The following is a 24700-nucleotide window of genomic DNA, read 5'->3' on the forward strand; positions in this document are numbered from 1 at the left end:
CCCGGAACCGATGATGGAGAGAATGGACTGGTGAGCACCGCACCGAGCGAGCTGGAGAGCCCCGAGGTCGACGAGGCGATCGAGCTGAGCCCACCCTGGGTGACGATCGTCTGGAACGATCCGGTCAACCTGATGGACTACGTGACGTTCGTCTTCCAGACGTACTTCGGCTACTCCAAGCAGAAGGCGGAGAAGCTGATGATGCAGGTGCACTCCGAAGGCAGGTCGGCGGTGTCGAACGGGAACCGGGAAGCGATGGAACGCGACGTGGAAGCGATGCACTCCTACGGCCTGTGGGCCACCTGCGAGAAGTCGTGACGCGGTTCCGCAAGCGCCGCAAGACCGTCGTCCTCAGTTTCGCCGAGCACGAGGCGGACATCCTGGCGAACCTCCTGCGGAACCTGGTCGAGCTGCTGTACGACGGGTTGCCGCCGCGGACCACCACGCCCGTGGACCCGCTGGAGGCGCTGCTCAGCGACAACGACGGCCCGACCTCGCCGCCCGAGGACGTCGTACTGCAGCGGCTGCTGCCGGACGCGTACAAGACCGACGACATGGCGTCGTCGGAGTTCCGGCGGTTCACCGAGCGCGGGCTCCGCGAGGGGAAGGTCACCGACGCGAAGCGGGTGCTGTCCGCGCTGGAGGAGTCCCGCGCCGACGAGATCGCGCTCGAGCCGGACGAGCAGCTGTCCTGGCTGCGCGCGCTGAACGACCTACGGCTGGCGATCGGCACCCGCCTCGACATCAAGGACGAGGACGACTACGCCACCTGGGAGAAGCTCGACGACGACGACCCACGGCGCCTGACGTACGACCTGTACGACTGGCTCGGCTACCTCCAGTCCGCCCTCCTCCACAACATGCGCTGACACTAGGGTTGGCCGCATGGAGACGCGGCGGCTTGGGCGGACCGGGCGAAATGTGGGTGTGGTCGGGCTCGGGGCTTGGCAGCTCGGGGCGGACTGGGGCGCGGTCGGCGAGAGCGACGCGCTCGCGGTGCTGCACGCCGCGATCGACGGTGGGGTGACGTTCATCGACACCGCGGACGTGTACGGCGACGGGCGCAGCGAGCGGCTGGTCGGGCAGGTGCTCAAGTCGGTCGGCGGCCTGACCGTGGCGACCAAGATGGGGCGCCGGGTCGAGCAGGTCCCGGAGAACTACACGCCGGCGAACTTCCGTGCCTGGAACGACCGCTCCCGGCGGAACCTCGGGGTCGACACGATCGACCTGGTCCAGCTGCACTGCCCGCCGACGGCCGTGTACTCGGACGACGCCGTGTTCGACGCCCTCGACGGGATGGTCGACGAGGGGCGGATCGCGGCGTACGGCGTGAGCGTCGAGACCTGCGCCGAGGCGCTGACCGCGATCGCCCGTCCGAACGTGGCGTCCGTCCAGATCATCCTGAACGCTTTCCGCCTGAAGCCCCTCGACGAGGTCCTCCCTGCCGCGCAGGCAGCCGGGGTCGGCATCATCGCCCGCGTCCCGCTCGCCAGCGGCCTGCTCTCCGGCAAGTACGACGAACACACCACGTTCGCCCCCGACGACCACCGCACGTACAACCGCCACGGCGAGGCCTTCGACGTCGGCGAAACCTTCTCCGGCGTCGACTTCAGCACCGGCCTCGAGGCAGCCCGCCGCCTCACCGCAGCCGTGCCGGAAGGAGCCACCCTGCCCCAGTTCGCCCTCCGCTGGATCCTCGACCAACCAGGCGTGTCGGCCGTCATCCCGGGCGCCCGCAACCCCGCGCAGGTAGCCGGCAACCTGGCCGCCGCCGACCTCGCCCCGCTCACCGCCGACCAGCTGGCCGCGGTCCGCGAGGTATACGACGAGCTGATCCGGCCGCAGGTCCACGACCGCTGGTAGCGCGGACGCCCAGGCCATCACAATCCGGCGCTCCGGGTGCCCCCAGGCGTAGCCGCCGCCCCGGGCGGCCGATTGTGATGGCCTGGCGGTCCGCTCCGACGCTGTCCCAGCATCTGGACGCACCGTGCGGTCGGCGGGATGCCGCGATTCGGCCAACTACCGTGGAGGTGTGCTGGTCATCGAGGAGGCGACGTATGAGGCGATCGTCGCGCATGCCCGGAAGGATCATCCGGACGAGGCGTGTGGGGTGGTTGCGGGGGCGGAGGGGTCGGATCGGGCGACCCGGTTCGTGCCGATGCTGAATGCCGCGATGTCGCCGACGTTCTACGAGTTCGACTCGGGTGATCTGTTCCGGCTCTACAAGGAGCTGGACGAGCGGGACGAGGAGCCGGTGGTGATCTACCACTCGCACACCGCCACCGAGGCGTACCCGTCGCGGACCGACATCAACCTCGCCCAGGAGCCGGGGGCGCACTACGTCCTGGTATCCACCCGGGACGGCGCACATGACCCGGCGTACGACGGGCCGATCGAGTTCCGGTCGTACCGCATCGTCGGCGGCGAGGTCACGGAAGAAGAAGTGCGCGTGGTTGGTTCCTATGAAGCTGTATCTGTTGAAGATGGCCCAGAAGGAGAAGACTGAGATGGCGATCGAGCTGCGCGTGCCGACGATCCTGCGCACCTACACCGGCGGGGCGAAGGCGGTCACCGGCGCCGGCGCCGACCTGGCCGCGTTCATCGACGACGTGAACGGCAACCACCCGGGCCTCAAGGAGCGCATCGTGGAGGGCGACCCGGAGGAGCTGCGCCGGTTCGTGAACGTGTACGTGAACGACGAGGACGTCCGGTTCACCGGCGGCCTGAAGACCGAGGTCAAGGACGGCGACGTGGTCGTCGTGCTGCCGGCGGTGGCCGGCGGCTCGATCTGATGCGTTTCGACAGCCTGCTCGACTCGGTCGGCGGTACGCCGCTGGTCGGGCTGCCCAAGCTGTCGCCGTCGGCCGACGTACGGCTCTGGGCGAAGCTCGAGGACCACAACCCGACCGGTTCGATCAAGGACCGGGCGGCGCTGCGGATGCTGCTGGACGCCGAGAAGGACGGCCGGCTGCGCCCGGGCAACACGATTCTCGAGCCGACGTCGGGCAACACCGGCATCTCGCTGGCGATGGCCGCCAAGCTGCGCGGGTACCGGATGGTCTGCGTGCTGCCGGAGAACACCTCCGAGGAGCGCCGGCAGATCCTCCGGATGTGGGGTGCCGAGATCATCTCGTCGCCGGCCGCGGGTGGGTCCAACGAAGCGGTCCGGGTCGCGAAGCAGGTCGCGGAGGAGCACCCGGACTGGGTGATGCTGTACCAGTACGGCAACCCGTCGAACGCGCTCGCGCACTACGACGGCACCGCCCGGGAGATCCTCGACGACCTGCCGTCGGTGACGCACTTCGTCGCCGGCCTCGGCACCACGGGCACGCTGATGGGGGCCGGCCGGTTCTTCCGCGAGCACAAGCCGGAGGTGAAGATCGTCGCCGCCGAGCCGCGGTACGGCGAACTCGTCTACGGCCTGCGCAACCTGGACGAGGGCTTCGTCCCCGAGCTGTACGACAAGACGCTGATCGACGCGCGCTTCTCGGTCGGGCCGCGGGACGCCGTCCGCCGGGTGCGCGAGCTGCTCGACAACGAGGGCATCTTCGCCGGGATCTCCACCGGCGCGATCCTGCACGCGGCGCTCGGCCAGGCGGCCAGGTGCGTGCGGGACGGCGAGCAGGCCGACATCGCCTTCGTGGTCGCGGACGGCGGCTGGAAGTATCTGTCCACCGGCGCCTACGAGGGCACCATCGACGAGGCCGAGGATCGCCTCGAGGGACAGCTCTGGGCCTGAGCCGGGCCGGCGGGCGGAGAGCCGGGCCGGGCTCGGTGCCTGATTGTTGCCTCGGGCACCTTCTTGCAGGGGTTTGCAGGGGTTAGGTCATCGTCCGCCTACGGTTGTTTGAACAGGACCTTGCGGCCGAGTCGGGGGTGGACCCCGCGTCCCTTGCAACTGCTGCAGGGGCGTTGGGCGTAACTGAAGATGCTGCCGTGGTGCCGGCCGGCACCCTTGCACCTGGTGCACTTGGCATTCGGGTGCAGCGACAGCGAGACGACGTACACAGCGACGATCGCCATCAGCAGCAACAGCAGCAGACCCATCGGTCCGATCGAGGACGCGACGTCCGCGGCTGTGCCGTTGTTCGACTCCGCACTCTGGCTCGCCGCTTGTCCTGCGACAGCGACGTGGTCGGGCTGCGGAGTTGGTGCAGCGGTGGTCAGGGTCACCGCGAGGTGATGCAGCAGGTTCATGGCATCACGAGGGGCGGTCGAGCAAACATCGCTCCAGAGTGGCGTGCATCACGCGAAAAGGCAATTCCATAACGTAAAGATGTGGACAACCTCGGCGTGTCGGTTGCAGAGATTAGGTAAGGCTGGCTTGTGATCTGCCCGCTGCCGGACCTGTATAAGCTCTTCCCGTGGCTGACGCACCGGTGGGGATCTTCGACTCAGGTTTCGGGGGACTCACCGTCGCCCGCGCGGTTCTCGACCAGTTGCCGCACGAGCCGATCCTGTACCTCGGCGACACCGCCCGGCAGCCGTACGGCCCGAAGCCGATCGCCGAGGTCCGCGAGTACGCGCTCGAGTGTCTCGACCACCTCGTCGACGCCGGCGTGAAGATGCTCGTGATCGCCTGCAACTCGGCGAGCGCCGCGATGCTGCGCGACGCCCGCGAGCGGTACGACGTACCGGTCGTCGAGGTGATCCTGCCGGCCGCGCGGCGGGCCGTCGCCGCGACCCGGAACCAGCGCGTCGGCGTGATCTGCACGAAGGCGACCGCGCAGTCGCTGGCGTACGAGGACGGGTTCGCGGCCGCGCCGCAGGTGGAGCTGTTCACCCGCGCCTGCCCGCAGTTCGTGGACTTCGTCGAGTCGGGCGTGACGTCGGGGCCGGAGTTGCTGGAGGCTGCGCACGAGTACCTGGACCCGCTGGTCGAGGCCGGCGTCGACACGCTGATCCTCGGGTGCACCCACTATCCGTTGCTCACCGGCGTCATCTCGTACGTGATGGGCGACAACGTCACGCTGGTCAGCAGTGCGGAGGAGTGCGCGAAGGACGTGTACTCCGTGCTCACCAAGGCGGACCTGTTGCGCCCCGACGACCTGCCGACGCCGGAGCACCGTTTCGTGACCACCGGTAACCCGGCCGAGTTCGCCGCGATCGGCTCGCGCTTCCTCGGCCCCGCACTTTCGAACGTGGACCAGTTCGCCTGGGTACGTTGACGGTGTGGCCTGATGTGACCTGAATCGTCCTGCGCCACAGGCGACTCGCCGGTAGGGTTTCAGGTATGAAGCTCACCGTGATCGGTTGCTCCGGGTCCGTACCCGGGCCGGACTCGGCCGCCTCGAGCTATCTGGTCACCGCCGACGGGTTCAGCCTGGTTCTCGACCTCGGCAGTGGCGCGCTCGGTTCGCTCCAGCGGCACCTCGCGGTCCCGGAGATCGGGGCGATCGGCCTGTCCCACCTGCATCCTGACCACTGCATGGACCTCTGCGGGCTGTACGTCGCGGCGCGCTACGCACCCGGGTCGCCGATCCCGCGGATCCCCGTGTTCGGGCCGCCCGGTACGTCGGAGCGGATGGCGCTGGCGTACGACCTGCCGCTCGATCCCGGGATGGAGGAGGAGCTGGAGTTCCATACCTGGCAGGAGGTTCAGCGGATCGGGCCGTTCACGATCCGCACCGCGCCGATGGTGCACCCGGTGCCGGCGTACGCGCTGCGCGTTGAGTACGGCAACAAGTCGCTCGTCTACACCGGCGACACCGGGCCGAACGACGCGCTGGTGGAGCTTGCCCGGGGCGCCGATGTGCTGCTGTCCGAGGCCGCGCTCCCGGACAACGACCCGAGCAACCCGGCCGACCTGCACCTGACCCCGTCGGATGCCGGTGAGCACGCGAAACGGGCCGGCGTGAAGCGGCTCGTGATCACGCACGTGCCGCCGTGGTTCGACCGTGACACGCAGGCCGAGCACGCCCGGCGTACCTTCTCCGGCCCGGTCGAGATCGCTACCCCGCATGCCGTTTTCGACATCTGACGGCGTGCGGTTGTGGACCGCAACGACCGGTACGACCAGTACGGAGCCGGCGCGGCCGCCGGTCGTGATCCTGCACGGCGGGCCGGGGCTCTGGGACGACTACGAAGTACTCGCGGAGATGCTCGACGACCTGACCGTCGTCCACCGCTTCGACCAGCGCGGCTGCGGCCGCTCGGGTCCGTCGGACACGCAGACGATGGACCGGCTCGCGCAGGACATCGACGAGCTCCGCGCGTACTTCGGTCATGAGCGGATCGTTGTCCTCGGCCACTCGTTCGGCGCCTCGCTCGCGATGACGTACGCCGCGGCGTACGGCGATCACGTCGCCGGCCTCGTGTACCTGGACGGGGTCGGTGTCGGCGACTGGCGGACGGCGTACCACGAGGAACGCGCGCGCCGGATCACGCCGGAACAGGACGCCCGGCTGGAGGACCTGTCCGGCCGGCCGCGGACACCGGGTGAGGAGATCGAGTTCCGGGCGCTGTCGTGGTTCACCGACCACGCGGACTCCGGGCGCGCGATGGAGTGGGCGTACGCGAGCGCGTCCGTCGACCTGCCGATCAACTTCGCCGCCAACCGTGCGCTGGGGGCGACCGGGCGCAAGACGCACGACGAGCTGAAGGCACTGGCTGCCACGATCCAGGCCCCGGTCACGTTCGTCCACGGCGCCGGCGACCCGCGCCCGGCCTGGGCCGTCCGCGACCTCGCCGACCACGTGCCGAACCACACCTTTCACCTGATCCCGGCCGCCGGTCACTCGCCGTGGCTGGAACAGCCCGACCTCGTCCGGGAGGTTCTCCGCAGCGCCCTGGACAGATCGCAATTCTGAGATCTACTCTCAAATTAGAGTTGATCTCAGAAAGGTGTTTGTCATGCTGGATCCGCGCCGGTGGTGGGCCCTGGCGGCGATGTCCGTCAGCCTGATCGTGATCGGGCTGGACCTGACCGTGCTGAATGTCGCGTTGCCGACGCTCGCGACCGATCTGAAGGCGTCCACGAGCCAGCTGCAGTGGTTCGCGAACGCGTACACGCTGGTGCTCGCGTCGCTGCTGCTGCCGGCCGGGCTGCTCGGCGACCGGTTCGGGCCGAAACGGCTGATGCTCGGGGCGCTCGTGGTGTTCGGGCTGGCGTCGGCCGCCTGTGCGTTCGCGCAGACGCCGGGCCAGCTGATCGCCGGCCGCGCGGCGCTCGGGATCGGGTCCGCGTTCCTGATCCCGCTGTCGATGTCGCTGCTGAACATCCTGTTCGCGCCGGAGGAACGGCAGCGCGCGATGACGATCTGGCTGATGGCGAACTCGATCGGCATCCCGCTCGGCCCGCTGCTCGGCGGCTGGCTGCTCGACCACTACCGCTGGGGCTCGGTGTTCCTGATCAACCTGCCGCTGGTCGCGGTCGGGCTGGTCGCGGTCGCCGTCCTGATCCCGAGGACGGCCGGTCACCGGTCGCGGCGGATCGACGTACCCGGAATCCTGCTGACCGCGGCGGGGCTGGTGGCGCTGACGTACGGGTTCATCGCCGTGGGGGAGCACGGGTGGGGCTCGGCGTGGGCGCTCGGCGGGATCGCGGCCGGGCTGGTGTTCCTGGTCGCGTTCTGGGCGTGGGCCCGGCGTACGGCGGATCCGTTGATCGAGCTGTCGTTGTTCCGCTCGGCGGGTTTCACCTGGGGCACGCTGCTCGCGACGCTGGCGTCGTTCGCGCTGGTCGGGTTGCTCTTCGTACTGCCGCAGCTGTTCCAGGCTGTGCAGGGCGCCGACGCGTTCCAGGCCGGGCTGCGGCTGCTGCCGATCATCGGCGGGATGCTGATCGGCGCGAAGATCGCCGAACGCCTGCTGGAGAAGGCGGGCGCGCGGGTGTCGGTGGTGTTCGGGTTCGGGCTGATGCTGGCCGGGCTGGCGATCGGTGCGCTCACCAAGGCCGGTGACGGGTACGGGTTCACCGCGATCTGGGTCAGCCTGGTCGGGCTCAGCATCGGCTTCACGCTGCCGCCGATGAACGGGATGGCGCTCGCCGCGCTGCCGCTCGACCGCAGCGGCTCGGGATCCGCGCTGATCCAGGCGTCCCGGCAGGTCGGCGGCACGCTCGGCGTCGCGATCCTCGGCACAGTGCTGAACGCGGCCTACCGGAACCAGTTGGACGTCGGCGGCCTGCCGCCGGAGGTCGCGCACATGGCCCGGGACAGCGCGTCCGCCGCGATCGCGATCGGTTCGCCCGACCTCACCCGCTCGGCACGGTCCGCGTTCGTCGACGGCATGGACGTGACGCTCTGGGTGTGCAGCGGCCTTGCGGCGGTGTCGATCGTGCTGGCGCTGGCGTTTCTGCCACGTCGTACGGGCGCCGTCGTGCCGGAAGCGGTCACAATCAAGGCACGTGAGTGAGCGAAGCGAGCTCACCGTCAAACACAGCGGTCCGCCGCGCAGCGGCGCCCGCAGCGAAGCGAGGACGTCGATGAGTGGTTTGCGGGAACGGAAGAAGGCGAAGACCAGGGCCGCGATCCAGGAGCATGCGCTGCGGCTGTTCCGGGACCAGGGGTACACCGAGACGACGGTCCAGGAGATCGCCGCCGCGGCCGAGATATCGCCGGCCACGTTCTTCCGGTACTTCCCGACCAAGGAGGACGCGATCGTTTTCGACCGCCTGGATCCGGTGATGATCGAGCTGTTCCGCAGTCAGCCGACCGGCCTGCACCCGACCGAGGCGCTCCGGGCCGCGATCCGGCAGAGCATGGACGTGCTGAGCGAGGACGAGTGGGCGCTGGAGTCCGAGCGTCAGCGGCTCGTGATGAGCGTGCCGGAGCTACGGGGCCGGATGCTCGACCAGCTGTACGCCGGTATCGACCTGCTCGCCGGTCTCGCGGCCGAGCGCACCGGCCGTGCCGCCGGCGATCTCGCAGTCCGCGCCTGGGCGGGAGCGGTCGTCGGCGTGGTGATGGCGACGTACCAGTTCCTGGCTGTCGACGCCCCGCTCCCGGAGTACCTGAAGACGATGGACGAGGCCTTCGACCAACTAGCCGGCCTCCCGTTGCAACGGTAGGACGACCTCGCCGGGGCGGAGGCCGAAGGCGGCGGCTGCTGAGCCGCCGCGGATCACCAGCTCGGTGAAGCCGGTGCCGGAGCTGCCCGGGACGATGCCCGGGGTGTTCCGCGGTACGGCGGTCAGGTGCGGGTAGCAGGTCACGTCGACGATCGTCGTACTGCCGTCATCGTTGCGCTGGGCAACGGACAGCGCGCCGCCGGGGACCAGGTCGAGGCTACGGTCGAGCTTGCAGTTTCCGAAGTTGTCGACGTGCGCGACCACCGGATCGGCGTCGGCGAGCTCCGGTACGGCGGTCTCCGCCGCCGGCACGGGACGCCCGTCGGCGACCCATTTCGCCAGCAGCGGCACGTACCACAGGCTGCGGAACTGGGTGCCGGCGATCTTCTCGACGTCCGCCTGCCCGAACCCGGCCGCCGTCACGGCCTCGCGGATGTCGGTGACGTGGACCTTCTCGATCCCGAGCTCACGCCGTACCAGCGACAGCACGCGCGCGTTGAAGGTGCTGACGACCAGGTGCTTGCCGTAGTGGAAGAAGCAGAACGGTACGCCGTTCGGCCAGACGCCGTCCCGCGGCGCGATGTTGAGCAGCGTGATGGTCGGACGGCCTTCCTCGCCGAGCAGCTCCAGCGATATCAGGCAGTCGAGCAGGGTGAGCGCGGCGAACGACTCCGGATCAGGCCCGTCGGCGGCGACGATCGTCGGGGCCTGGCCGAAGAGCGCGCCGATCCGGGTGCTGAGTCTGGCGCGGGCGTTACCGTCGTGACAGTCGGTGATGTACGTGATCATGTGGCACTCCAGGTGGTTCGCAGCTTCGGGTGAACGAAAAGAGGCCCCCGACATCGGGGGCCTCTTGCTGCAAGCACACGTGCCTACGCCGCTGAAGTCCTCCCGCATCGAGGGCTCAGCATTCGCAGTGCGGCGTACCAGGTCACGTCGATGAGAGTAGCACCCTCAGCGAGCCTGCCCGTTGTCGAAATAGCTGATCAGGTTCGGGTCCAGGGCGGGCACGTCCTGCGGTACGCCGTCGGCGCGCAGGGACTGGGTTGCGGCGTACCCGGCGGCGACCGCGGCGCGGGCTGCGACCGGAGATGTCAGGGTCGCGCCGCCGTCCCGGACGAAGTTCACGAACTCCGCGACGAGGTGCGGGTCGGCGCCGCCGTGGTTCTCGCTGTCGCCCTCGATCTCGACGACCTGGTCGGCGTCCTCGCGGTACCCGGAGCGACGGCTGTTCCACACCTTTACCACGCCGCCCGGCCCGTCACCGAAGTTCTCCAGCCGGCCGTGGGTGCCGATCACCGTGTAGTTGCGCCAGTAGTCCGGCGTGTAGTGGCACTGCTCGTAGGTGAGGAAGACGCCGTTGTCGAGCAGCAGGTTCGCCATCGAGATGTCCTCGACGTCCATCACCGGTGCCAGGCCCTTCTGCTCCAGCGGCGGCCAGTTGTCGCTGGACACGAAGTCCTTGAACCGCTGCCCCGTGCGGTCCTGCCGGTCGGTGATCCCGCCGTACAGCGTGAGCGCGCCCATCGCGTTCACCCGGGTCGTGTACCCACCGGCCAGCCAGTGCATCACGTCGATGTCGTGGGCACCCTTCTGCAGCAGCAGCCCGGTGGTCCGGCTGCGGTCGGCGTGCCAGTCCTTGAAGTAGAAGTCGCCGCCGTGGCCGACGAAGTGCCGGCACCAGATCGCCTTCACGTCACCGATCGCGCCGTCCTGGATCAGCTTGCGCATCGTCAGTACGACGGGCATGTGGCGCATGTTGTGGCCGACGTACAGCCGTGCGCCGGAGTCGTACGCCGCCTGCAGGACCCGGTCGCAACCCTCGGTGGTGATCGCCAGCGGCTTCTCCACGAACACCGGGACGCCCGCCTGCAGGAAGTCGACGGCCGGACCCTCGTGCAGGTCGTCGGGCGTGGTCAGGAACACGCCGTCGAGCTTCTGGTCGAGCAGTTCGGTGTGGTCGGCGTACGCGGTCGCCTCCGGGTACAGCTCGAGGGCCGCGTCCCGCTGCGGAGCGGACGGGTCGGCCAGGGCCACGACCTCGGAGCCCTCGCCGGGACGGTGCGCGTACTGGGCGATGCGGCTGCGGGCCCCGAGGCCCACGACGCCAAACCGAAGATCAATCATTCCAGGCACTCCTGCACATAGTTGTTTACAACACCCTAACTCCGAGCAATTCCGGCAATCAATCACCCATCCTCCAGTTGGAATTGGGCTGCCGGTCACCCGCCGCACATCGGCGTCTCGCTCCGTACCGTCACCATGGCGGAATGTGAGCCTCCACTACGTGGCACTGGGGGACTCGACCACCGTAGGGGTCGGGGACCCGATGAACGGCAGCAGTACGACCGACCTGTCCGGTGCCGGTGCGCGCCCGGGCGAGGGGTGGCGGGGCTGGGCCTCGCTGCTCGCCGACTCCCTGGCCAGCTCCCACCGTGTGACGTTCTCCAACTTCGCGACCAGCGGCGCCACCGTGCCGGTCGTCGCGACCGAGCAACTGCCCGCTACCGGCGCCGGCCCCGATCGACATCGCCTCACTGATCGTCGGCGTCAACGACACCCTCCGGTCGACGTTCGACGCCGGCCGGATCCGCGACCACCTTCACCAGTGCGCGGAGCACCTGACCGCGCGCGGCGCCGTACTGCTGACCGTCCGGTTCCACGACCACGGCAAGGTGTTCGGCCTGCCGCGCTGGCTGCGGCGGCCGCTGTGGCAGCGGATCGAGCAGGTGAACGTCGCGTTCGACGACCTGCACACCCGGTACGGCGGGATCCGGCTCGACATGGCCGACTACCCCGAGGTGTACCGGCGGGACTTCTGGAGCGTGGACCGGCTGCATCCGGGGGAGCGCGGGCACCGCAAGCTGGCCCGGGCGTTCGCGGACGAGCTGGCAGGCCGCGGCGTGCGGATCGACGTACCGCCGGACCTGGACTGCGCGTCCCGCCCGCCGAGCAAATGGGCGGACGCCGTCTGGCTGGTCCGCGAGGGCGCTCCCTGGGTCGGGCGCCGCGCCCACGACCTGCTGCCCTGGGCCGCCCGGATGGCCGTCACGCAGGTGCGCCCGCAGATCAGCCCGCTCGGTCGTCCGGCCGGTCCGCTCGTCCTCCCGCCGTCGTCCATCGCCCTTCCGCCCTCGTCCCATTCGGAGGTGCGGCGCCTGGAGGCATAGGGTCTGATTCATGGCCCGTATCGATGGACGTAATGCTGACCAGCTCCGCCCGGTGAAGGTGACCCGGAACTGGCTCGACCACGCCGAGGGCTCGGTGCTGGTCGAGTTCGGGCGCACCCGGGTGCTGTGCGCGGCGAGTGTGACCGAGGGCGTGCCGCGCTGGCGGAAGGGCTCCGGGCTCGGCTGGGTGAGCGCGGAGTACGCGATGCTGCCGCGGGCCACCAACACCCGCTCGGACCGCGAGTCCGTGAAGGGCAGGATCGGTGGCCGTACCCACGAGATCTCCCGGCTGATCGGGCGCTCGCTGCGGGCCGTGATCGACTACAAGGCGCTCGGCGAGAACACGATCCTGCTGGACTGCGACGTGCTGCAGGCCGACGGCGGCACCCGGACCGCGGCGATCACCGGCGCGTACGTCGCACTCGCCGACGCCGTGTCCTGGTTGCGGGAGCGGAAGCTGCTGAAGAGTGAGCCGCTGACCGGCAGCGTCGCCGCGGTGTCGGTGGGGATCATCGACGGTACGCCGATGCTCGACCTCTGCTACGAGGAGGACGTCCGGGCCGAGACCGACATGAACCTGGTGATCACCGGCGACGGGAAGTTCATCGAGGTGCAGGGGACCGCGGAGGGCGCGCCGTTCGACCGCTCCGAGCTGGACAGCCTGCTGGAGCTCGGACTTTCCGGGTGCGCGGATCTCGCCAAGCTGCAGCAGGAGGCCCTGGCGTGAGTCGGGTTTTGCTTGCCTCGAACAACAAGAAGAAGCTCGAGGAGCTGCGGCGGATCCTGACGCCGATCGTGCCCGGTATCGAGGTGCTCGGGCTCGGCGACGTGCCGCCGTACGAGGAACCGGCCGAGACCGAGCCGACGTTCGAGGGGAACGCGCTGCTGAAGGCGCACGCGGCGCTGAAGGCGACCGGCCTGCCGTCGATCGCGGACGACAGCGGGATCTGCGTGGACGCGCTGAACGGGATGCCCGGCGTACTGTCGGCGCGCTGGTCCGGGCCGTCGAAGGACAACCACGCGAACAACGTGCTGCTGCTCGGTCAGCTCGAGGACGTACCGGACGAGCGGCGCGGGGCGTCGTTCGTGGCGGCGGTCGCGTTCGTGCGGCCGGGCGGGCCGGACGAGATCGTCCTCGGCGAGATGCGCGGCTCGGTGATCCGTTCGCTGCGTGGCACCGGCGGGTTCGGGTACGACGTACTGTTCCAGGCCGAGGGGTACGACCGGACGACAGCCGAACTGTCGATCGAGGAGAAGGACGCGATCAGCCACCGGGGCAAGGCGTTGCGCTCGCTCGCCCCGATCGTCGCGAAGGCATTGGGGAGCTAGGGATGTTGTTCGCCGGATCTGACCGGGACGGGGTCGCCGACGGGCGGATCACCGTCGCCTATCGCCGCTGGGCCGAGCCGCGGGTCGCCGAGGGACGGGTGTACCGCACGAACGCGGGGCGGATCGAGGTCGACAGCATCCGCCCGGTGAATCCCGAGCTGATCGCGGACACCGACGCCGACCTGCAGCTGGCCGATCGGCAGAACGCCCGCGACGTCCGCCGGCGGCTGCGGGGCGACGAGTCGTTGCCGACGTTCCTGATCCGGTTCCATCTCGTCGAGGGACCGGATCCGCGGGAGGAGCTGGCGGCGCGGACGTCCTTGAGCGCTGAGGAGTTCGCCGACCTGCAGGACCGGCTCGCGCACTTCGACTCGCTGAGCCAGCACGGGCCGTGGACGCAGGACACGCTCCGCCTGATCGAGAGCAGTCCGGCCGTGCGGGCCGGGGACCTGGCCGCGTCGGTCGGCCGTCAGACCGCGCCGTTCAAGCTCGACGTACGGAAGCTGAAGAACCTTGGTCTGACCTACAGTCTCGAGGTCGGCTACCGGATCTCCCCCCGGGGTGCGGCGTACCTGGACGCGACTAGGAGCGCGTGAGCCCGAGCGTTGCCAGCAGGTCCTCGTGCAGCTCGAACCACACCCGGTGACACGAGTCCACGTCGCTGCGGTCCACCCACTTGTGCTCGATGGCGGCCGAGAACCGTACGTCGTACCCCCGGAAACGGGGGAGCGCCGTCGTCAACCGCCGCACGAGTGGCGCAAGCGCGACCCCCAGCACCCGAAGCTCGTCCAGCACACCGGCGTCCCAGGCGGCATCGGAATGATCGTTCACGCCCAACGGATCCCCGTCCACCGGCCGCAACTGCCAATCCGTGCACGCCTGCTGCAAGATCCCGTTCAGCGGCAGGAACTCGTCGTACACCTGCTGCACCGTTTCTGTGCTGCTCTCGTCCTTCAGCAGGCGCTCGTTCTCCGAGCGTCCTTCCTCCGTGAGCGACCAGCCCGAGGTGCCGGCGAAGCTGCTGTACGTCGTCCACCCGCGCGCCTCGGCGTCCTCGAGCGCGTCCTGCGTCTCGTCGACGGGCAGGTCGAAGCGCTTGGCAACCGCAGGGGTGTCCGCGAACCCGAGCAACCGGACCGCATGCAGCACCAGCAACATCACGACACCCCGTCCTGCCGCGCCGCCAGCCGGTTGAACCGCTGCTGACATGCCTGCGGCGAACTGAACCCCATCGCGTCCGCCATCTCCGCCCAGGTCAGTCCCGAACTCCTTGCCAGGAACAACAACCCCGCCTCGACCTCGTCCACCTCGGCGCGCGCCGCCGGCAGCAACGCCAGCGCCGCCAGCAGGTCGTCGTCGCCCAGCTCCGCGGCCCGCCACGCCGCGAACTGCGTGAGATCCACCGCCGACAACGGCACCGGCGGCGGCCGCCACGGCCGCGCCGGCAACTCGTCGGCCCCCCTCGCCAGCAGTTGCTCGCGAGCCGTCCGCTGGCGCTCGGCCTGCAGCTGATCCGCGTTCTGGTTGCGTCGCATACCAATACAGTGGATCATCAACAAAACGTTGTCAACAAAACATTGTCAACGCTCCGTTGCTAGAAGGTTGGCCGATGCTGATCCCCCTCTCCCAAGCCACCCCCACGACCTGCGGTCCCAAAGCCGCCTCTCTAGCCACCCTCCTCCAAACACACCTCCCGGTCCCCGACGGCGTAGTAATCCCCTTCCCCATCTCACCTACGCCTGACGGAAACGCTGGGATTGGTGGGGAGTCGGTGGTTGGGCGGGGGTGTGGTGGTGGGCTTGCGGCGGAGGAGGTTGAGGAATTGCGGCGGTGGTTGGTGAGTGCGGGGGATCCGGTGGTTGCCGTGCGGTCGTCGGCGTCCAACGAGGACACGGGCCTGGCATCGGCGGCGGGGCAGCATGACAGCTTCCTCGGCGTACACGGGATCGACGCGGTCGTCGACGCCGTACGGGCGTGCCGGGCGTCGCTCTGGTCCGAGCGTGCAACGGCGTACCGGAAGGATTCCCCGACACCCGCGATGGCCGTGATCATCCAGCATCACGTGGACGCGGCGGTCTCCGGCGTCCTGTTCACCTCGCCCGACGGTTCGACCCTCATCGAGGCATCCTGGGGCCTGGGCCCGAGCGTCGTCGAAGGTCACGTAACCCCCGACCGCTACGAAGTCCGCAACGCTGGAGTCACCCGGACGATCGCCGACAAACCCACAGCGCTGGTCCGCGACGGCTCCCACCTGGTCACCCGCCCGGTCCCCGCCGATCAGCGCCGTACGCCGACCCTCTCGGACGCCACCGCCGTACACCTGGCGACCCTCGCCCACCGAGCCGCCACCACGTTCGGCTCCCCACAAGACATCGAATGGGCCATAGCCGCCAACACCATCTGGCTCCTGCAATCCCGCCCAGTCACCACCCACCCACCAACCCCCACACCTACGCCACCCTCCACCAGGGCCGTCCTCAGTGGTACTCCCGCCAGTCACGGTGTGGCGACCGGATCGGCGCGCGTCGTCCGTGGCCCGGCTGACTTCGGGTTCGTCCGGCCCGGTGACATCCTCGTCTGCCCGTACACCGACCCGGCCTGGACGCCGCTCCTGTCCATCGCCGCCGGCGTGATCACCGAGACCGGCGGCGTCCTCTCCCACGCGGCGATCGTCGCGCGCGAACACGGCATCCCCGCCGTACTCGCCGTCCCGCGAGCAACCGACCGCATCCCCACCGGCGTCACCATCACCCTCAACGGCTCAACCGGCGCCGTGCACCTCAACCCCGCTTCAGAAACCTGAGATAGAACGCAAGAAACACCAACACGATCCCGACGTTGGCGAACAGCCGCGGCCAGAACTGGTGCCGGAAGAACCCCACATCCACACCAACCACAACCGCGACCATCATCGCCACGTAGACACCGGCGAGCACCTGTCTCCCCATGCTCCGATGGTACTGCCGACTACCGACAACTCCGCGCCCCAGCTGAATGAAACTCCCCGAGGCCGTAGAGACTTCAGTCCTGTCGCCTCGGTTCGTGGTTGCGGCGAGTGAGCTCGCGGTCGACCGGGGAAGCGCGTAGTGGCGTCAGTTGTGGTACTTCCGGTCGTCGTTCTACGAGTTGGACGGCGGGACGCACTTGGGGTCGACGAGGGCGGGCGGTACGCCGCTGATCCCGCCGTGCACTGCGTTGCAGAGTTTCGTGTCGTCGCATCCGGATCGTAGATCTCTTGAAAACAAGGGGGTTCGTTGTGAGAACTGTCGGAGGCGGCGGCTAGAGTTGCCGGTATGGATGTTCTCGGTGGACGCTCAGTGGTTGCCTTGGGCAACCATGAGGTGCTGCCTGCGCTCGACGCGGTCGACGCCGAGATCATCCGGCTGCAAGGGATCCGGCTGCAACTCGTCACCCGCGCAGAAGAAGACGGCCACGCCCAGGAACTCGGCGCCCGCGACACCGTCGAGCTGCTCAACCTGCGGCACCGCCGCGACCGCTCCGAGGCCTGGCGCGATGTGCGTCTGGCCCGCGTGTTGCCCAGGTACGGCGCGGTCGGTGCGGCCCTGGCTGACGGGATCCAGTCCGGCGATGGCACGGTGCGGCTCATGCAGACCGCGCACGCGTTCGCGATCGTCACCGAACTCGAACGTGTCCGTGCTCGCGTCCCGGTCGAGGACCTGGACGTCGCTGAGACTCAGCTGGTGTCCCTCGCGGCCCACCTGACCCCGAAGGAGTTGCGGTCGGCCGCTCATGAACTCTGTAACCTGCTCGATGCTGACGGCGTCGAACCGGAGGAACACAAGGCGTACGCGCGGGAGTCGCTGACGTTGACCACGGCCGAGAACGGCGTGAAATTCAGGGGCTACCTCGCCAACGAGAACGCCGAACTGCTGCGCGCCATCGTCCACGCCGGCGCCCGCCCCCACAAAACCGTCGACGGCGAACACGACCCCCGGTCCCGCGACAAGCGCCAGGCCGACGCACTCACCACCGCACTGACGGTCGCCGCGAACGCCTGGGACACCGCTCCGGCCGGGCACGGCGCGAAAGCGACCATCACCGTCACCATCGACCTCGACGACCTCACATCAGCCACCGCCGACGCGACCGGCCAGACGGTCTACGGCGACGCCCTGTCCGCCGCCGCGATCCGCCGCCTGGCCTGCGACGCCAATGTCATCCCGCTGGTCCTGGGCTCCACCTCCGAACCGCTGGACGTCGGCCGCCGCGAACGCCTGGTCACCAAACACACCCGGCACGCCCTGAACGCCCGCGACCGCGGCTGCGTGGTGTGTGCCGCGCCGCCGGTCATGTGCGACGCCCATCACCTCACTTCCTGGCTGGACGGCGGCCCGACCGCCCTGACCAATCTCGTGCTGCTGTGCCGCCGCCACCATGTAGACCTCCACGCCGGCCGCTGGCACATCACCATCACCAACGGCAAAGTCCACATCGCCCGCCCCACCTGGGCCAACCCACCAAGCACCAGCCCACCAAGCACGAGCCCACCAAGCACCAGCCCACCAAGCACGTGCCCACCAAGTACCAGCCCACCGGCACGCGCTCGCATCGCGCAACCGGATCCCCCAGCCGGTCAACCACTGCGCGACACACCCAATACACCCAACGCATCGGACACACCCGGCACACCCGAGCCACCGGGCGCCGTACCCGCATGCCCCGACGATCCCGGCAACAAACCCAGACCGCCCGAACCCCACAAGCCGCCAGGCGACCCCTGGGGCGACATAGACGTGCCCGCCCCACGCACCAGCCGATGGAAAGCCGACGAAGCGACCCTCACCGCCGCAGCCCGCTTCGCCGTCTGGGGCGAACGCACCCCCACCGAACCCGCCACCGGCCCACCATCTTTCGCAACCATCTGAGCCAGGCTGGGTCCGAGGGCAGACTGAGGTACCGCGCTCCTTGTGCTGCTGGGGGATCCCCGCCTGATCACCACGACCTCGACGGCGCCGAGGGCGCTCTCCGTGGATCGCGAGGGCGACGCCACCCGACCATCTCGGCGACGTGCGGCTGTCGCCGAGGAGAGTCCAGTGTCAGCCGCAGCAGCCCGAAGACTTGGTGGTGTCGTTCTCGATGACGGTCAGCAGGCCGCCGCTGATCCCGGTCGCCAGTCCACGGTCGGCGAGTACGGCTTGCGGCGCGGGGCCGCAGCAGCCGTCGGCCTCGTCCGCGCTGCCGCCGTAGGCGAGGTTGGACGAACAGACGCCCGTTTCGGGGAGGTCGAGCTGTACGTCGCGGGCGGCGTCCCAGTCGCCGGCCAGCGCGGCGACCACGGAGCGAGCCTGTTCGTAGCCGGTGGCAAGGAGGAACGTCGGAGCGCGCCCGTACGACTTCGCGCCGACGGCGTAGTACCCCGGCTCCGGATGCGCGAGCTCGTCGGCACCATGCGGCGGAACCGTCCCACACGAATGCTGATTCGGGTCGATCAGCGGCGCGAGCGCGCGGGTCGAGCCCATGATCGGGTCGAGGTCGAGCCGTAGTTCGGAGACCATGTCGTGGTCGGGACGGAACCCGGTGGAGTTGACCACGGTGTCCGCGACGACGGTCCGTTCCCCGGCGGCGAGCACGACGCGGCCGTTCGCCGTACCGATCGACTCGATGCGGAACGAGCTGACCAGCTCAACCCGCCCGGACTGCACGAGCACCTTCAACCGGGAGCCCAACGCGCCACGGGCGGGGAGTTCGTCGGCATCACCGCCGCCGTACGTACGGGCCTGATCGGTGCCGCGCACCACCCACACGATCTCGGTCCCGGGCTCCTCGTCGGAGAGCCGTCCGAGGTCGAGCAGTGTCGTCGCCGCGGAATGCCCGGCGCCGACCACCGCCGTACGACGACCCGCGTAGCGCTCCCGATCCACTCCGAGTACGTCGGGCAGCGCATGGGCGACCCCATCCAGCCCCACCTCACCGCGAGCCGGGATGCCCGAACCGCCGAGCACGTTCGGCCGTCGCCAGGTCCCGGCCGCGTCGATCACCGCGGACGCGAGCAGCTCGCTCCCGTCGGCCAGCCGGATCAAGTACGGCGCGTTCTCGCGGCCCGCGGTACGGACGCGATCGAACCCGACCCGCGTCACCGCGACCACCTGAGCGTGGTACCGGATGCGATCGTTCAGTGCGGGCGTCTTGGTCAGCGGAGCCAGGTAGGCGTCGATCAGCTCGCCGCCGGTCGGCAGCTTGCCAAGCTCGGGCTCCACCCACCCGGTCGGCTCCAGTAGTCGCCGGGCCGCGGCGTCGATGTCGTACCGCCAGGGACTGAACAGTCGTACATGCCGCCACTCCTCGATCGCCGCCGCGACGCCCGGACCGGATTCGAGTACGGCGAAGTCCAGTCCGCGTTCTGCGAGGTGTGCGGCTGCTGCCAGGCCGATCGGTCCTGCGCCGATGACGACGATCGGCGCTGCTGTCTGCTCGACCACGATCCCACTCCCTGTCTAGAAGATCATCGAAACAACAGTCAGCTTGCCTCCTGATTAGACAAGAGTCAAGATAGATCCATGTCGAAACAAGAGATCGCGCTGACCGCACGGGCCGCCGGTGGTTGCTGTGCGCCGATCTCTGCTGCCGCGCTCGATGAGGCGGGGGCCGCGGAGGGTGCTGCGGTGTTCAAGGCGCTGGCGGATCCGATCCGGCTGCGGCTGTTCTCGATCATCACCTCGGCGGGCGGCGAGATCTGCGTCTGCGATCTGACGCCGCAGTTCGAGGTGAGCGGGCCGACGATCTCCCACCACCTGAAGGTGCTGCGCGCGGCCGGCCTGGTGGACTGCGAGCGGCGCGGGACCTGGGTCTACTACTGGCCGGTGCCCGAGAAGCTGCGCTGGGTCGCGGACCTGCTGGCCGCACCAGAAGCCACCCCGCAAGCCGTACCGGAAGTCACACCGGAAGTCGCACCGCAAGCTGCGCCCCAAGCCGCGCCGCAAGCTGTACCGGAAGTCGCGCCCGAACTTGCGCCGGAAGCTGTGCCAGAAGCCGTGCCGGCCGGCTGATCCGCCCGGGCGCTCGTCTTCGGCCGGTCGGTGGGTTGTTCGCGTTTGACTCTCGGAAATACCTCAGTAATTATTGAGTCAATGAACACTGAGCGATTCAATCTGGCGGAGCGAGCCCGGATTCATGCGGCGCTCGGCGACCCCGCACGCCTCGCGATTGTCGACGCCCTCGTCGGAGGCGACGCCGCGCCCGGCGAACTCGGCGCCGCCCTGGACCTGCCGACCAACCTGATCGCCCATCACCTCAAAGTGCTCGAAGACGCCGGCCTCGTCGTCCGGACCCGATCAGAGGGCGACCGCCGCCGTACCTACGTCCGTCTCGAACCCGAGGCCCTGTCCGCGATCGCCACGCCCGTGCTGCTCGCGGCGAAGCGGGTGGTGTTCGTCTGCACCCAGAACTCCGCCCGCTCCCAGCTCGCAGCCGCGATCTGGTCCCGCCGCAGCCACGTCCCCGCGGTGTCGGCCGGCACCGAACCCGCGGACCGGGTGCACCCGCGCACGTTGAAGGTTGCCCGCCGCCACGGCCTCGACCCGTCCGGCTGGCGTCCCGTTCAGTTGCGCGACGTCGTTCACCCCGACGACCTGCTGATCGCGGTCTGCGACAACGCCCACGAACAGCTGGTCGCCGAACGCCTGGTCCCCGAGCACCTGCCCCCCGAGCGCCTGGTCCCCGAGCACGTGGTCCCCGAGCACGTGGTCCCCGAGCACGTGGTCCCCTTGCACCTGCTCCCCGAGCACCTGCCCTCCGAGCACCTGCCCTCCGAGCACCTGCCCTCCGAGCACCTGCTCCACGAACACCTGGTCCCCGAGCCCCTGCTCTCCGAACAACGCCCCCGTCTGCACTGGTCCGTCCCGGATCCCGCACCGGCTGACACCGACGCGGCCTTCGAAGCCGCCTACTCCGAGCTCGCCGACCGCATCGACCGGCTGGCCCCCGCCCTGGCCCCCGGACAGGTGCGCCGCGGATGAGCCACGCGCACCCCTTGTGGCGCCGTACGTTCGCCGAAGGGCTCGGGACCGGCCTGCTGGTGACCGTCGTCGTCGGCTCCGGAATCGCCGCCGCCAGCCTCTCGCCCGGTTGCGTCGGCCTGCAGCTGCTGGAGAACTCGTTCGCCACCGCACTCGGACTCGCCGTCCTGATCCTGATGTTCGGCCCGATCTCCGGCGCGCACTTCAACCCCGTCGTCTCCGCGGTCGACTGGTGGCTCGGCCGACGTTCGGGCTCCGGCCTCACCGCGCAGGATCTCGCGGCCTACCTCGCCGCCCAGCTCGGCGGCGGCATCGCCGGTGCGATTCTGGCGAACTTGATGTACGGCGAAACCGCCGTGTCCTGGTCGACCACTCACCGCTCCGCCGGACACCTGTACGTCGGCGAAACCGTCGCCACCGCGGGACTCGTCCTGCTCATCTTCTCCCTCGCCGCATCCGGCCGCGCCAAGGCCGCACCGGCCGCGGTCGGCGCCTACATCGGCGCGGCCTACTGGTTCACGTCGTCCACCTCGTTCGCCAACCCGGCCGTCACCGTCGGCCGGGCGTTCACCGACACCTTCGCCGGCATCGCACCCAGCTCCGTCCCCGGCTTCATCGCCTTCCAGCTCGCCGGCGCCGTCGTCGGCGCCGCCCTGGTCGTGGCCCTCTATCCCAACGCGGGTAAGGCCGTCACGCCCCACACCGAAACCACTGCGGGAGCATCCTCGTGAGCAAACCCAGCGTCCTGTTCGTCTGCATCCACAATGCCGGCCGCTCCCAGATGGCGGCCGCCTGGCTACGCCACCTGTCCGGCGACACGGTCGACGTACGCTCCGCAGGCTCCGAGCCCGCCGATCAACTCAACCCCATGGCAGTCGAGGCCATGCGTGAGGTAGGCATCGACATCACCGCCGCCACACCCCAACTCCTCGCCCCCGAAGCCGTCCAGACCAGCGACGTGGTCATCACGATGGGCTGCGGCGACACCTGCCCGTTCTACCCCGGTAAACGGTACGAGGACTGGAAACTCACCGACCCCGCCGGCCAGCCTCTGGAAGTCGTCCGCGAGATCCGCGACGACATCCGCACCCGGGTGACCGAACTCCTTGCCGACCTACCAACCACCTGAACAAACCTGTGCCAGAGACGGGAGTTGAACCCGCACGCCCGGGGGCGCCGGCACCTAAAGCCGGTGTGTCTGCCGTTCCACCACTCTGGCCGAGGAGGCTGGCCTCCCCTGGGGGTACATCTTAGGGGAGGCCAGCCGGCTCAGCGGCTCTGGAGGGCGTCGATGAAGACGCTCTTGAGGTCACTGGGGTTCTTGGCGACGTACGCCTGGCCGCCGGTGGCCTGGGCCAGGGCGGTCAGCTCGTTGGCGTTCGCCTCGGGGCCCATACCGAGGGCGATGATGCGGACGGGGCGGGACGGGTCCTGGAGGCCCTGGAGGGTCTGGACGGCCTTGTCCAGGGTCGGGCTGTTGGGGTCGTCGTTCTTGCCGTCGGTGAACAGCAGGATGGTGTTGACGGCGCTCGACTTGTACGTCTGGCGGACCTGCCGGACGGCCGCGATCGCGGTGTCGTACAGGCCGGTGCCGCCGCCGATGATCGGGTGCTGGCTGTTCAGCTGGCTGACGATGGTCTGCCGCTGCGCCTTTGTCAGCGGTGCGATCGGTACCAGCGGCTTGTAGTCGGCGTTGTCGGACCCGATCTTCGTCGAGAACGTCCACAGGCCGAGCTCGGCGCTGTCCGGGAACAGGTTCAGGCCGCTCGAAGCCGCCTCGACGGTGAGCTGCCAGCGGGTCTTGTCGCCGACCTTCTCGGCCATCGAGCCGGAGACGTCGATGACGGCCAGCGAGTGCGTGGACAGCGACAGCCGGGTCCAGTTCTGCAGCGTGCTGTCGATCGCGGAGCTGGTCGGCTTGGTCAGCTGGGTCACGTCACCGACACCGCGGCCGCCACTCAGCGGGCTCAGCGTGGTGTCGCGGAAACCGGCCTGATCCCGGGCCTGTGCGGCCGAGTCGGTGAGCAGCTCGGTGGCCAGCGCCTGCGCCGCGTCGCTCGCCTGCTGGTTGTCGGACTTCGCGGTGACCACGATCGGGTAGTCCAGCGTCAGCGTGCCGGTGGCCGGCAGGATCGCCTTCAGCTGGGCGTCCGGGTGCGCTTCCTGGTACTTCACGAAGCTCTGCTCGGACGCCGGTACGACGGTTTTGCTGCCGTCCTGGTCCGCCCGGCCGAACAGCGCGTTCACGTCCGTGTACGGCTTGGCCATCGAGCCGAGCCGTTGTGCCAGCGGTACGACGACCTGTGACACCTGGGTGTCCGACGCCGAGGTCTTCTGCCGCTCCGACTGCACCGCGAGCAGCGTGAGCGCACCCGGTGAGGTGCTCAGCGGATCGAGCAGGGCCGGCTCGGTGGCGCCGAGCAGCCGCAGCCAGCTCGAGATGTCGCCGAAGTTCTCGTTGCGGCCGACCAGCACCAGCGGTGAGGTGGCGACCGAGGGGACCGCGATGCTCGGGACGTTCTGGCCGTCGTCCGCTTGGGCGACCCACAGCGAGGAGTCCGGCACCCAGAGGTCCGGCCGGCTGTCGCTGCCGTGCGCGACGTCCCGGGCGACCTGGGCCGACGGCGCCGCCGTGATCGTGACCTGGTAGCAGGCGTTGCCGTCCTTGCCGCCCTTGGCCGACAGCGACTTGGCGGCGGCCTCGAGCGGGGCCTGCATCTCCGGGGTGGTGGACAGCCGGATCTGGGTCGGGTCGGTGCAGGACTTACCGCCGCCGAGGAATCCGTCGGCGCCCTGCTGGGATCCGAAGGAGCGGACCACAAAGACGGCGCCCAGTGTGAGCACCAGAATCCCGACCGCGGTGATGTACACCGAGCGACGGTTGTTGTTACTACGCGTCACCGCAGAGGAGTGTTTTCCCATCGCGGCAGGTCCCTCCCTCCCAGATGCTGCCAGAGGCTGACTGCGCGCGCAGAGTACCCAATTTCCGCACGTCACGGAGAAGGCCGCGATCGGCGTGACACAGCCGTCGCCGAACCGGAACCTGCCACGGCGTACAGCTCATTCACAGGAACGCCGGAAAACTCACCGTGTGTGCCGGTGCCGCTGCGGTCAGCTGAGATCCTGCTGTGATCCAAATCACAGCAGGACTTTACTCAAGCGACCGTTCTATGGACCACATCCGTGAAACGGTCGGAGGTTTCCCTCCGAAGTAG

General features: G+C 69.2%; 29 protein-coding genes, 1 tRNA gene and 1 pseudogene. 22 read left to right on the forward strand and 9 right to left on the reverse strand.

Going from position 1 to position 24700, the window contains the following annotated elements:
• Positions 1–30 precede the first annotated feature (30 nt).
• The 6 genes from clpS (at position 31) to JOF29_RS32990 (ending at position 3739) form a co-directional block, all read left to right on the forward strand.
• Positions 31–318 carry an ATP-dependent Clp protease adapter ClpS gene (gene clpS, locus JOF29_RS32965; protein WP_209698283.1) on the forward strand — a complete coding sequence of 96 codons (288 nt, stop codon included), beginning with the start codon at positions 31–33 and terminating at the stop codon, positions 316–318.
• Positions 315–869 carry a DUF2017 domain-containing protein gene (locus tag JOF29_RS32970; protein WP_209698284.1) on the forward strand — a complete coding sequence of 185 codons (555 nt, stop codon included), beginning with the start codon at positions 315–317 and terminating at the stop codon, positions 867–869. The genes clpS and JOF29_RS32970 overlap by 4 nt, the downstream gene beginning before the upstream one ends.
• Before the next feature lie 16 nt (positions 870–885).
• The gene (locus JOF29_RS32975) at positions 886–1863 is read left to right on the forward strand and encodes an aldo/keto reductase (protein WP_209698285.1); all 978 of its coding nucleotides are present in this window, start codon (positions 886–888) and stop codon (positions 1861–1863) included.
• Positions 1864–2032: 169 nt separating this feature from the next.
• Positions 2033–2506 (forward strand): M67 family metallopeptidase, encoded by a 474-nt coding sequence (locus JOF29_RS32980; RefSeq protein ID WP_209698286.1) that lies wholly within the window; start codon positions 2033–2035, stop codon positions 2504–2506.
• A gap of 1 nt (position 2507) precedes the next feature.
• Positions 2508–2792, forward strand: coding sequence for a MoaD/ThiS family protein (locus tag JOF29_RS32985; protein ID WP_209698287.1), 285 nt, complete (start codon positions 2508–2510; stop codon positions 2790–2792).
• Positions 2792–3739 (forward strand): PLP-dependent cysteine synthase family protein, encoded by a 948-nt coding sequence (locus JOF29_RS32990; RefSeq protein ID WP_209698288.1) that lies wholly within the window; start codon positions 2792–2794, stop codon positions 3737–3739. Before JOF29_RS32985 ends, JOF29_RS32990 begins: the two co-directional genes overlap by 1 nt.
• A gap of 98 nt (positions 3740–3837) precedes the next feature.
• Here JOF29_RS32990 and JOF29_RS32995 read toward each other — a convergent pair whose 3' ends face one another.
• Positions 3838–4197: a hypothetical protein gene (locus JOF29_RS32995; protein ID WP_209698289.1), complete on the reverse strand. Its 360-nt coding sequence runs from the start codon at positions 4195–4197 to the stop codon at positions 3838–3840.
• Positions 4198–4364: 167 nt separating this feature from the next.
• Here JOF29_RS32995 and murI point away from each other — a divergent pair, with 167 nt between their 5' ends.
• From murI to JOF29_RS33020, 5 genes are all read left to right on the forward strand, one after another.
• Positions 4365–5168 carry a glutamate racemase gene (gene murI / locus JOF29_RS33000; RefSeq protein WP_209698290.1) on the forward strand — a complete coding sequence of 268 codons (804 nt, stop codon included), beginning with the start codon at positions 4365–4367 and terminating at the stop codon, positions 5166–5168.
• Positions 5169–5233: 65 nt separating this feature from the next.
• Positions 5234–5980: an MBL fold metallo-hydrolase gene (locus tag JOF29_RS33005; RefSeq protein ID WP_209698291.1), complete on the forward strand. Its 747-nt coding sequence runs from the start codon at positions 5234–5236 to the stop codon at positions 5978–5980.
• A complete protein-coding gene (locus JOF29_RS33010) occupies positions 5961–6809 on the forward strand; it encodes an alpha/beta fold hydrolase (protein WP_209698292.1) in 849 nt (282 codons plus the stop codon). Before JOF29_RS33005 ends, JOF29_RS33010 begins: the two co-directional genes overlap by 20 nt.
• A gap of 43 nt (positions 6810–6852) precedes the next feature.
• Entirely contained in the window at positions 6853–8355 is a 1503-nt protein-coding gene (locus tag JOF29_RS33015; RefSeq protein WP_209698293.1) for a DHA2 family efflux MFS transporter permease subunit, read from the forward strand.
• Entirely contained in the window at positions 8348–9010 is a 663-nt protein-coding gene (locus JOF29_RS33020; protein ID WP_209698294.1) for an acyl-CoA-like ligand-binding transcription factor, read from the forward strand. Before JOF29_RS33015 ends, JOF29_RS33020 begins: the two co-directional genes overlap by 8 nt.
• Here the strand turns inward: JOF29_RS33020 and JOF29_RS33025 are convergent.
• On the reverse strand, positions 8984–9799 hold the full coding sequence (locus tag JOF29_RS33025) for an SAM hydroxide adenosyltransferase (protein WP_209698295.1): 816 nt from the start codon (positions 9797–9799) through the stop codon (positions 8984–8986). The genes JOF29_RS33020 and JOF29_RS33025 overlap by 27 nt on opposite strands.
• Positions 9800–9964: 165 nt before the next feature.
• Positions 9965–11137 carry a Gfo/Idh/MocA family protein gene (locus JOF29_RS33030; protein ID WP_209698296.1) on the reverse strand — a complete coding sequence of 391 codons (1173 nt, stop codon included), beginning with the start codon at positions 11135–11137 and terminating at the stop codon, positions 9965–9967.
• 202 nt (positions 11138–11339) lie between these two features.
• Between JOF29_RS33030 and JOF29_RS46145 the strand changes: the two are divergent.
• The 5 genes and pseudogenes from JOF29_RS46145 to JOF29_RS33050 all read left to right on the forward strand — a co-directional run.
• A pseudogene (locus tag JOF29_RS46145) lies at positions 11340–11426 on the forward strand (hypothetical protein); the annotation flags it as partial.
• Between the two features lie 124 nt (positions 11427–11550).
• Positions 11551–12180, forward strand: a complete 630-nt coding sequence (locus JOF29_RS43880; protein ID WP_504739551.1) for an SGNH/GDSL hydrolase family protein — start codon at positions 11551–11553, stop codon at positions 12178–12180.
• A 10-nt stretch (positions 12181–12190) separates the two neighbouring features.
• A complete protein-coding gene (gene rph, locus JOF29_RS33040) occupies positions 12191–12907 on the forward strand; it encodes a ribonuclease PH (protein WP_209698297.1) in 717 nt (238 codons plus the stop codon).
• Complete coding sequence (gene rdgB, locus JOF29_RS33045; RefSeq protein ID WP_209698298.1) at positions 12904–13509, forward strand: RdgB/HAM1 family non-canonical purine NTP pyrophosphatase; 606 nt, start codon at positions 12904–12906, stop codon at positions 13507–13509. Before rph ends, rdgB begins: the two co-directional genes overlap by 4 nt.
• A 2-nt stretch (positions 13510–13511) precedes the next feature.
• Positions 13512–14105 (forward strand): hypothetical protein, encoded by a 594-nt coding sequence (locus JOF29_RS33050; RefSeq protein WP_209698299.1) that lies wholly within the window; start codon positions 13512–13514, stop codon positions 14103–14105.
• Here JOF29_RS33050 and JOF29_RS33055 read toward each other — a convergent pair.
• A complete protein-coding gene (locus JOF29_RS33055; RefSeq protein ID WP_209698300.1) occupies positions 14092–14667 on the reverse strand; it encodes a transcriptional regulator in 576 nt (191 codons plus the stop codon). The genes JOF29_RS33050 and JOF29_RS33055 overlap by 14 nt on opposite strands.
• Positions 14667–15044, reverse strand: coding sequence for a hypothetical protein (locus JOF29_RS33060; protein ID WP_245359692.1), 378 nt, complete (start codon positions 15042–15044; stop codon positions 14667–14669). Before JOF29_RS33060 ends, JOF29_RS33055 begins: the two co-directional genes overlap by 1 nt.
• A gap of 287 nt (positions 15045–15331) precedes the next feature.
• Between JOF29_RS33060 and JOF29_RS33065 the strand changes: the two genes are divergently transcribed.
• Positions 15332–16312, forward strand: a complete 981-nt coding sequence (locus JOF29_RS33065) for a PEP/pyruvate-binding domain-containing protein (RefSeq protein ID WP_245359694.1) — start codon at positions 15332–15334, stop codon at positions 16310–16312.
• Here JOF29_RS33065 and JOF29_RS33070 read toward each other — a convergent pair.
• The gene (locus JOF29_RS33070) at positions 16290–16457 is read right to left on the reverse strand and encodes a hypothetical protein (RefSeq protein WP_209698303.1); all 168 of its coding nucleotides are present in this window, start codon (positions 16455–16457) and stop codon (positions 16290–16292) included. The genes JOF29_RS33065 and JOF29_RS33070 overlap by 23 nt on opposite strands.
• Before the next feature lie 345 nt (positions 16458–16802).
• On the opposite strand from JOF29_RS33070, the gene JOF29_RS33075 reads away from it, so the two are divergent.
• On the forward strand, positions 16803–18395 hold the full coding sequence (locus JOF29_RS33075) for an HNH endonuclease signature motif containing protein (protein ID WP_209698304.1): 1593 nt from the start codon (positions 16803–16805) through the stop codon (positions 18393–18395).
• Between the two features lie 171 nt (positions 18396–18566).
• On the opposite strand, the gene JOF29_RS33080 is transcribed toward JOF29_RS33075, so the two are convergent.
• Positions 18567–19949, reverse strand: coding sequence for an FAD-dependent oxidoreductase (locus JOF29_RS33080; RefSeq protein ID WP_307863813.1), 1383 nt, complete (start codon positions 19947–19949; stop codon positions 18567–18569).
• A gap of 78 nt (positions 19950–20027) precedes the next feature.
• Here JOF29_RS33080 and JOF29_RS33085 point away from each other — a divergent pair, with 78 nt between their 5' ends.
• From JOF29_RS33085 to JOF29_RS33100, 4 genes are all read left to right on the forward strand, one after another.
• Positions 20028–20516 (forward strand): ArsR/SmtB family transcription factor, encoded by a 489-nt coding sequence (locus JOF29_RS33085; protein WP_209698305.1) that lies wholly within the window; start codon positions 20028–20030, stop codon positions 20514–20516.
• An 81-nt stretch (positions 20517–20597) separates the two neighbouring features.
• Entirely contained in the window at positions 20598–21485 is an 888-nt protein-coding gene (locus JOF29_RS43885; RefSeq protein ID WP_245359696.1) for an arsenate reductase/protein-tyrosine-phosphatase family protein, read from the forward strand.
• Positions 21482–22216, forward strand: coding sequence for an aquaporin (locus JOF29_RS33095; protein ID WP_209698306.1), 735 nt, complete (start codon positions 21482–21484; stop codon positions 22214–22216). The genes JOF29_RS43885 and JOF29_RS33095 overlap by 4 nt, the downstream gene beginning before the upstream one ends.
• Positions 22213–22614 carry an arsenate reductase ArsC gene (locus JOF29_RS33100; protein WP_372446387.1) on the forward strand — a complete coding sequence of 134 codons (402 nt, stop codon included), beginning with the start codon at positions 22213–22215 and terminating at the stop codon, positions 22612–22614. Before JOF29_RS33095 ends, JOF29_RS33100 begins: the two co-directional genes overlap by 4 nt.
• A 9-nt stretch (positions 22615–22623) precedes the next feature.
• Here the strand turns inward: JOF29_RS33100 and JOF29_RS33105 are convergent.
• Positions 22624–22704, reverse strand: a tRNA-Leu gene (locus JOF29_RS33105).
• A 50-nt stretch (positions 22705–22754) separates the two neighbouring features.
• The gene (locus JOF29_RS33110) at positions 22755–24386 is read right to left on the reverse strand and encodes a substrate-binding and VWA domain-containing protein (RefSeq protein WP_307863814.1); all 1632 of its coding nucleotides are present in this window, start codon (positions 24384–24386) and stop codon (positions 22755–22757) included.
• Positions 24387–24700: the final 314 nt, after the last annotated feature.

The organism is Kribbella aluminosa, from assembly GCF_017876295.1.
GTDB lineage: Bacteria > Actinomycetota > Actinomycetes > Propionibacteriales > Kribbellaceae > Kribbella > Kribbella aluminosa.

Coding starts and splice junctions, on each gene's coding strand:
- JOF29_RS32975 (WP_209698285.1), top strand. CDS start 886: ATGGAGACGCGGCGGCTTGGGCGGACCGGGCGAAATGTGGGTGTGGTC.
- JOF29_RS32985 (WP_209698287.1), top strand. CDS start 2,508: ATGGCGATCGAGCTGCGCGTGCCGACGATCCTGCGCACCTACACCGGC.
- JOF29_RS32990 (WP_209698288.1), top strand. CDS start 2,792: ATGCGTTTCGACAGCCTGCTCGACTCGGTCGGCGGTACGCCGCTGGTC.
- JOF29_RS32995 (WP_209698289.1), bottom strand. CDS start 4,197: ATGAACCTGCTGCATCACCTCGCGGTGACCCTGACCACCGCTGCACCA.
- JOF29_RS33005 (WP_209698291.1), top strand. CDS start 5,234: ATGAAGCTCACCGTGATCGGTTGCTCCGGGTCCGTACCCGGGCCGGAC.
- JOF29_RS33010 (WP_209698292.1), top strand. CDS start 5,961: ATGCCGTTTTCGACATCTGACGGCGTGCGGTTGTGGACCGCAACGACC.
- JOF29_RS33015 (WP_209698293.1), top strand. CDS start 6,853: ATGCTGGATCCGCGCCGGTGGTGGGCCCTGGCGGCGATGTCCGTCAGC.
- JOF29_RS33025 (WP_209698295.1), bottom strand. CDS start 9,799: ATGATCACGTACATCACCGACTGTCACGACGGTAACGCCCGCGCCAGA.
- JOF29_RS33030 (WP_209698296.1), bottom strand. CDS start 11,137: ATGATTGATCTTCGGTTTGGCGTCGTGGGCCTCGGGGCCCGCAGCCGC.
- rph (WP_209698297.1), top strand. CDS start 12,191: ATGGCCCGTATCGATGGACGTAATGCTGACCAGCTCCGCCCGGTGAAG.
- JOF29_RS33050 (WP_209698299.1), top strand. CDS start 13,512: ATGTTGTTCGCCGGATCTGACCGGGACGGGGTCGCCGACGGGCGGATC.
- JOF29_RS33055 (WP_209698300.1), bottom strand. CDS start 14,667: ATGTTGCTGGTGCTGCATGCGGTCCGGTTGCTCGGGTTCGCGGACACC.
- JOF29_RS33060 (WP_245359692.1), bottom strand. CDS start 15,044: ATGCGACGCAACCAGAACGCGGATCAGCTGCAGGCCGAGCGCCAGCGG.
- JOF29_RS33070 (WP_209698303.1), bottom strand. CDS start 16,457: ATGGGGAGACAGGTGCTCGCCGGTGTCTACGTGGCGATGATGGTCGCG.
- JOF29_RS33075 (WP_209698304.1), top strand. CDS start 16,803: ATGGATGTTCTCGGTGGACGCTCAGTGGTTGCCTTGGGCAACCATGAG.
- JOF29_RS33085 (WP_209698305.1), top strand. CDS start 20,028: ATGTCGAAACAAGAGATCGCGCTGACCGCACGGGCCGCCGGTGGTTGC.
- JOF29_RS43885 (WP_245359696.1), top strand. CDS start 20,598: ATGAACACTGAGCGATTCAATCTGGCGGAGCGAGCCCGGATTCATGCG.
- JOF29_RS33095 (WP_209698306.1), top strand. CDS start 21,482: ATGAGCCACGCGCACCCCTTGTGGCGCCGTACGTTCGCCGAAGGGCTC.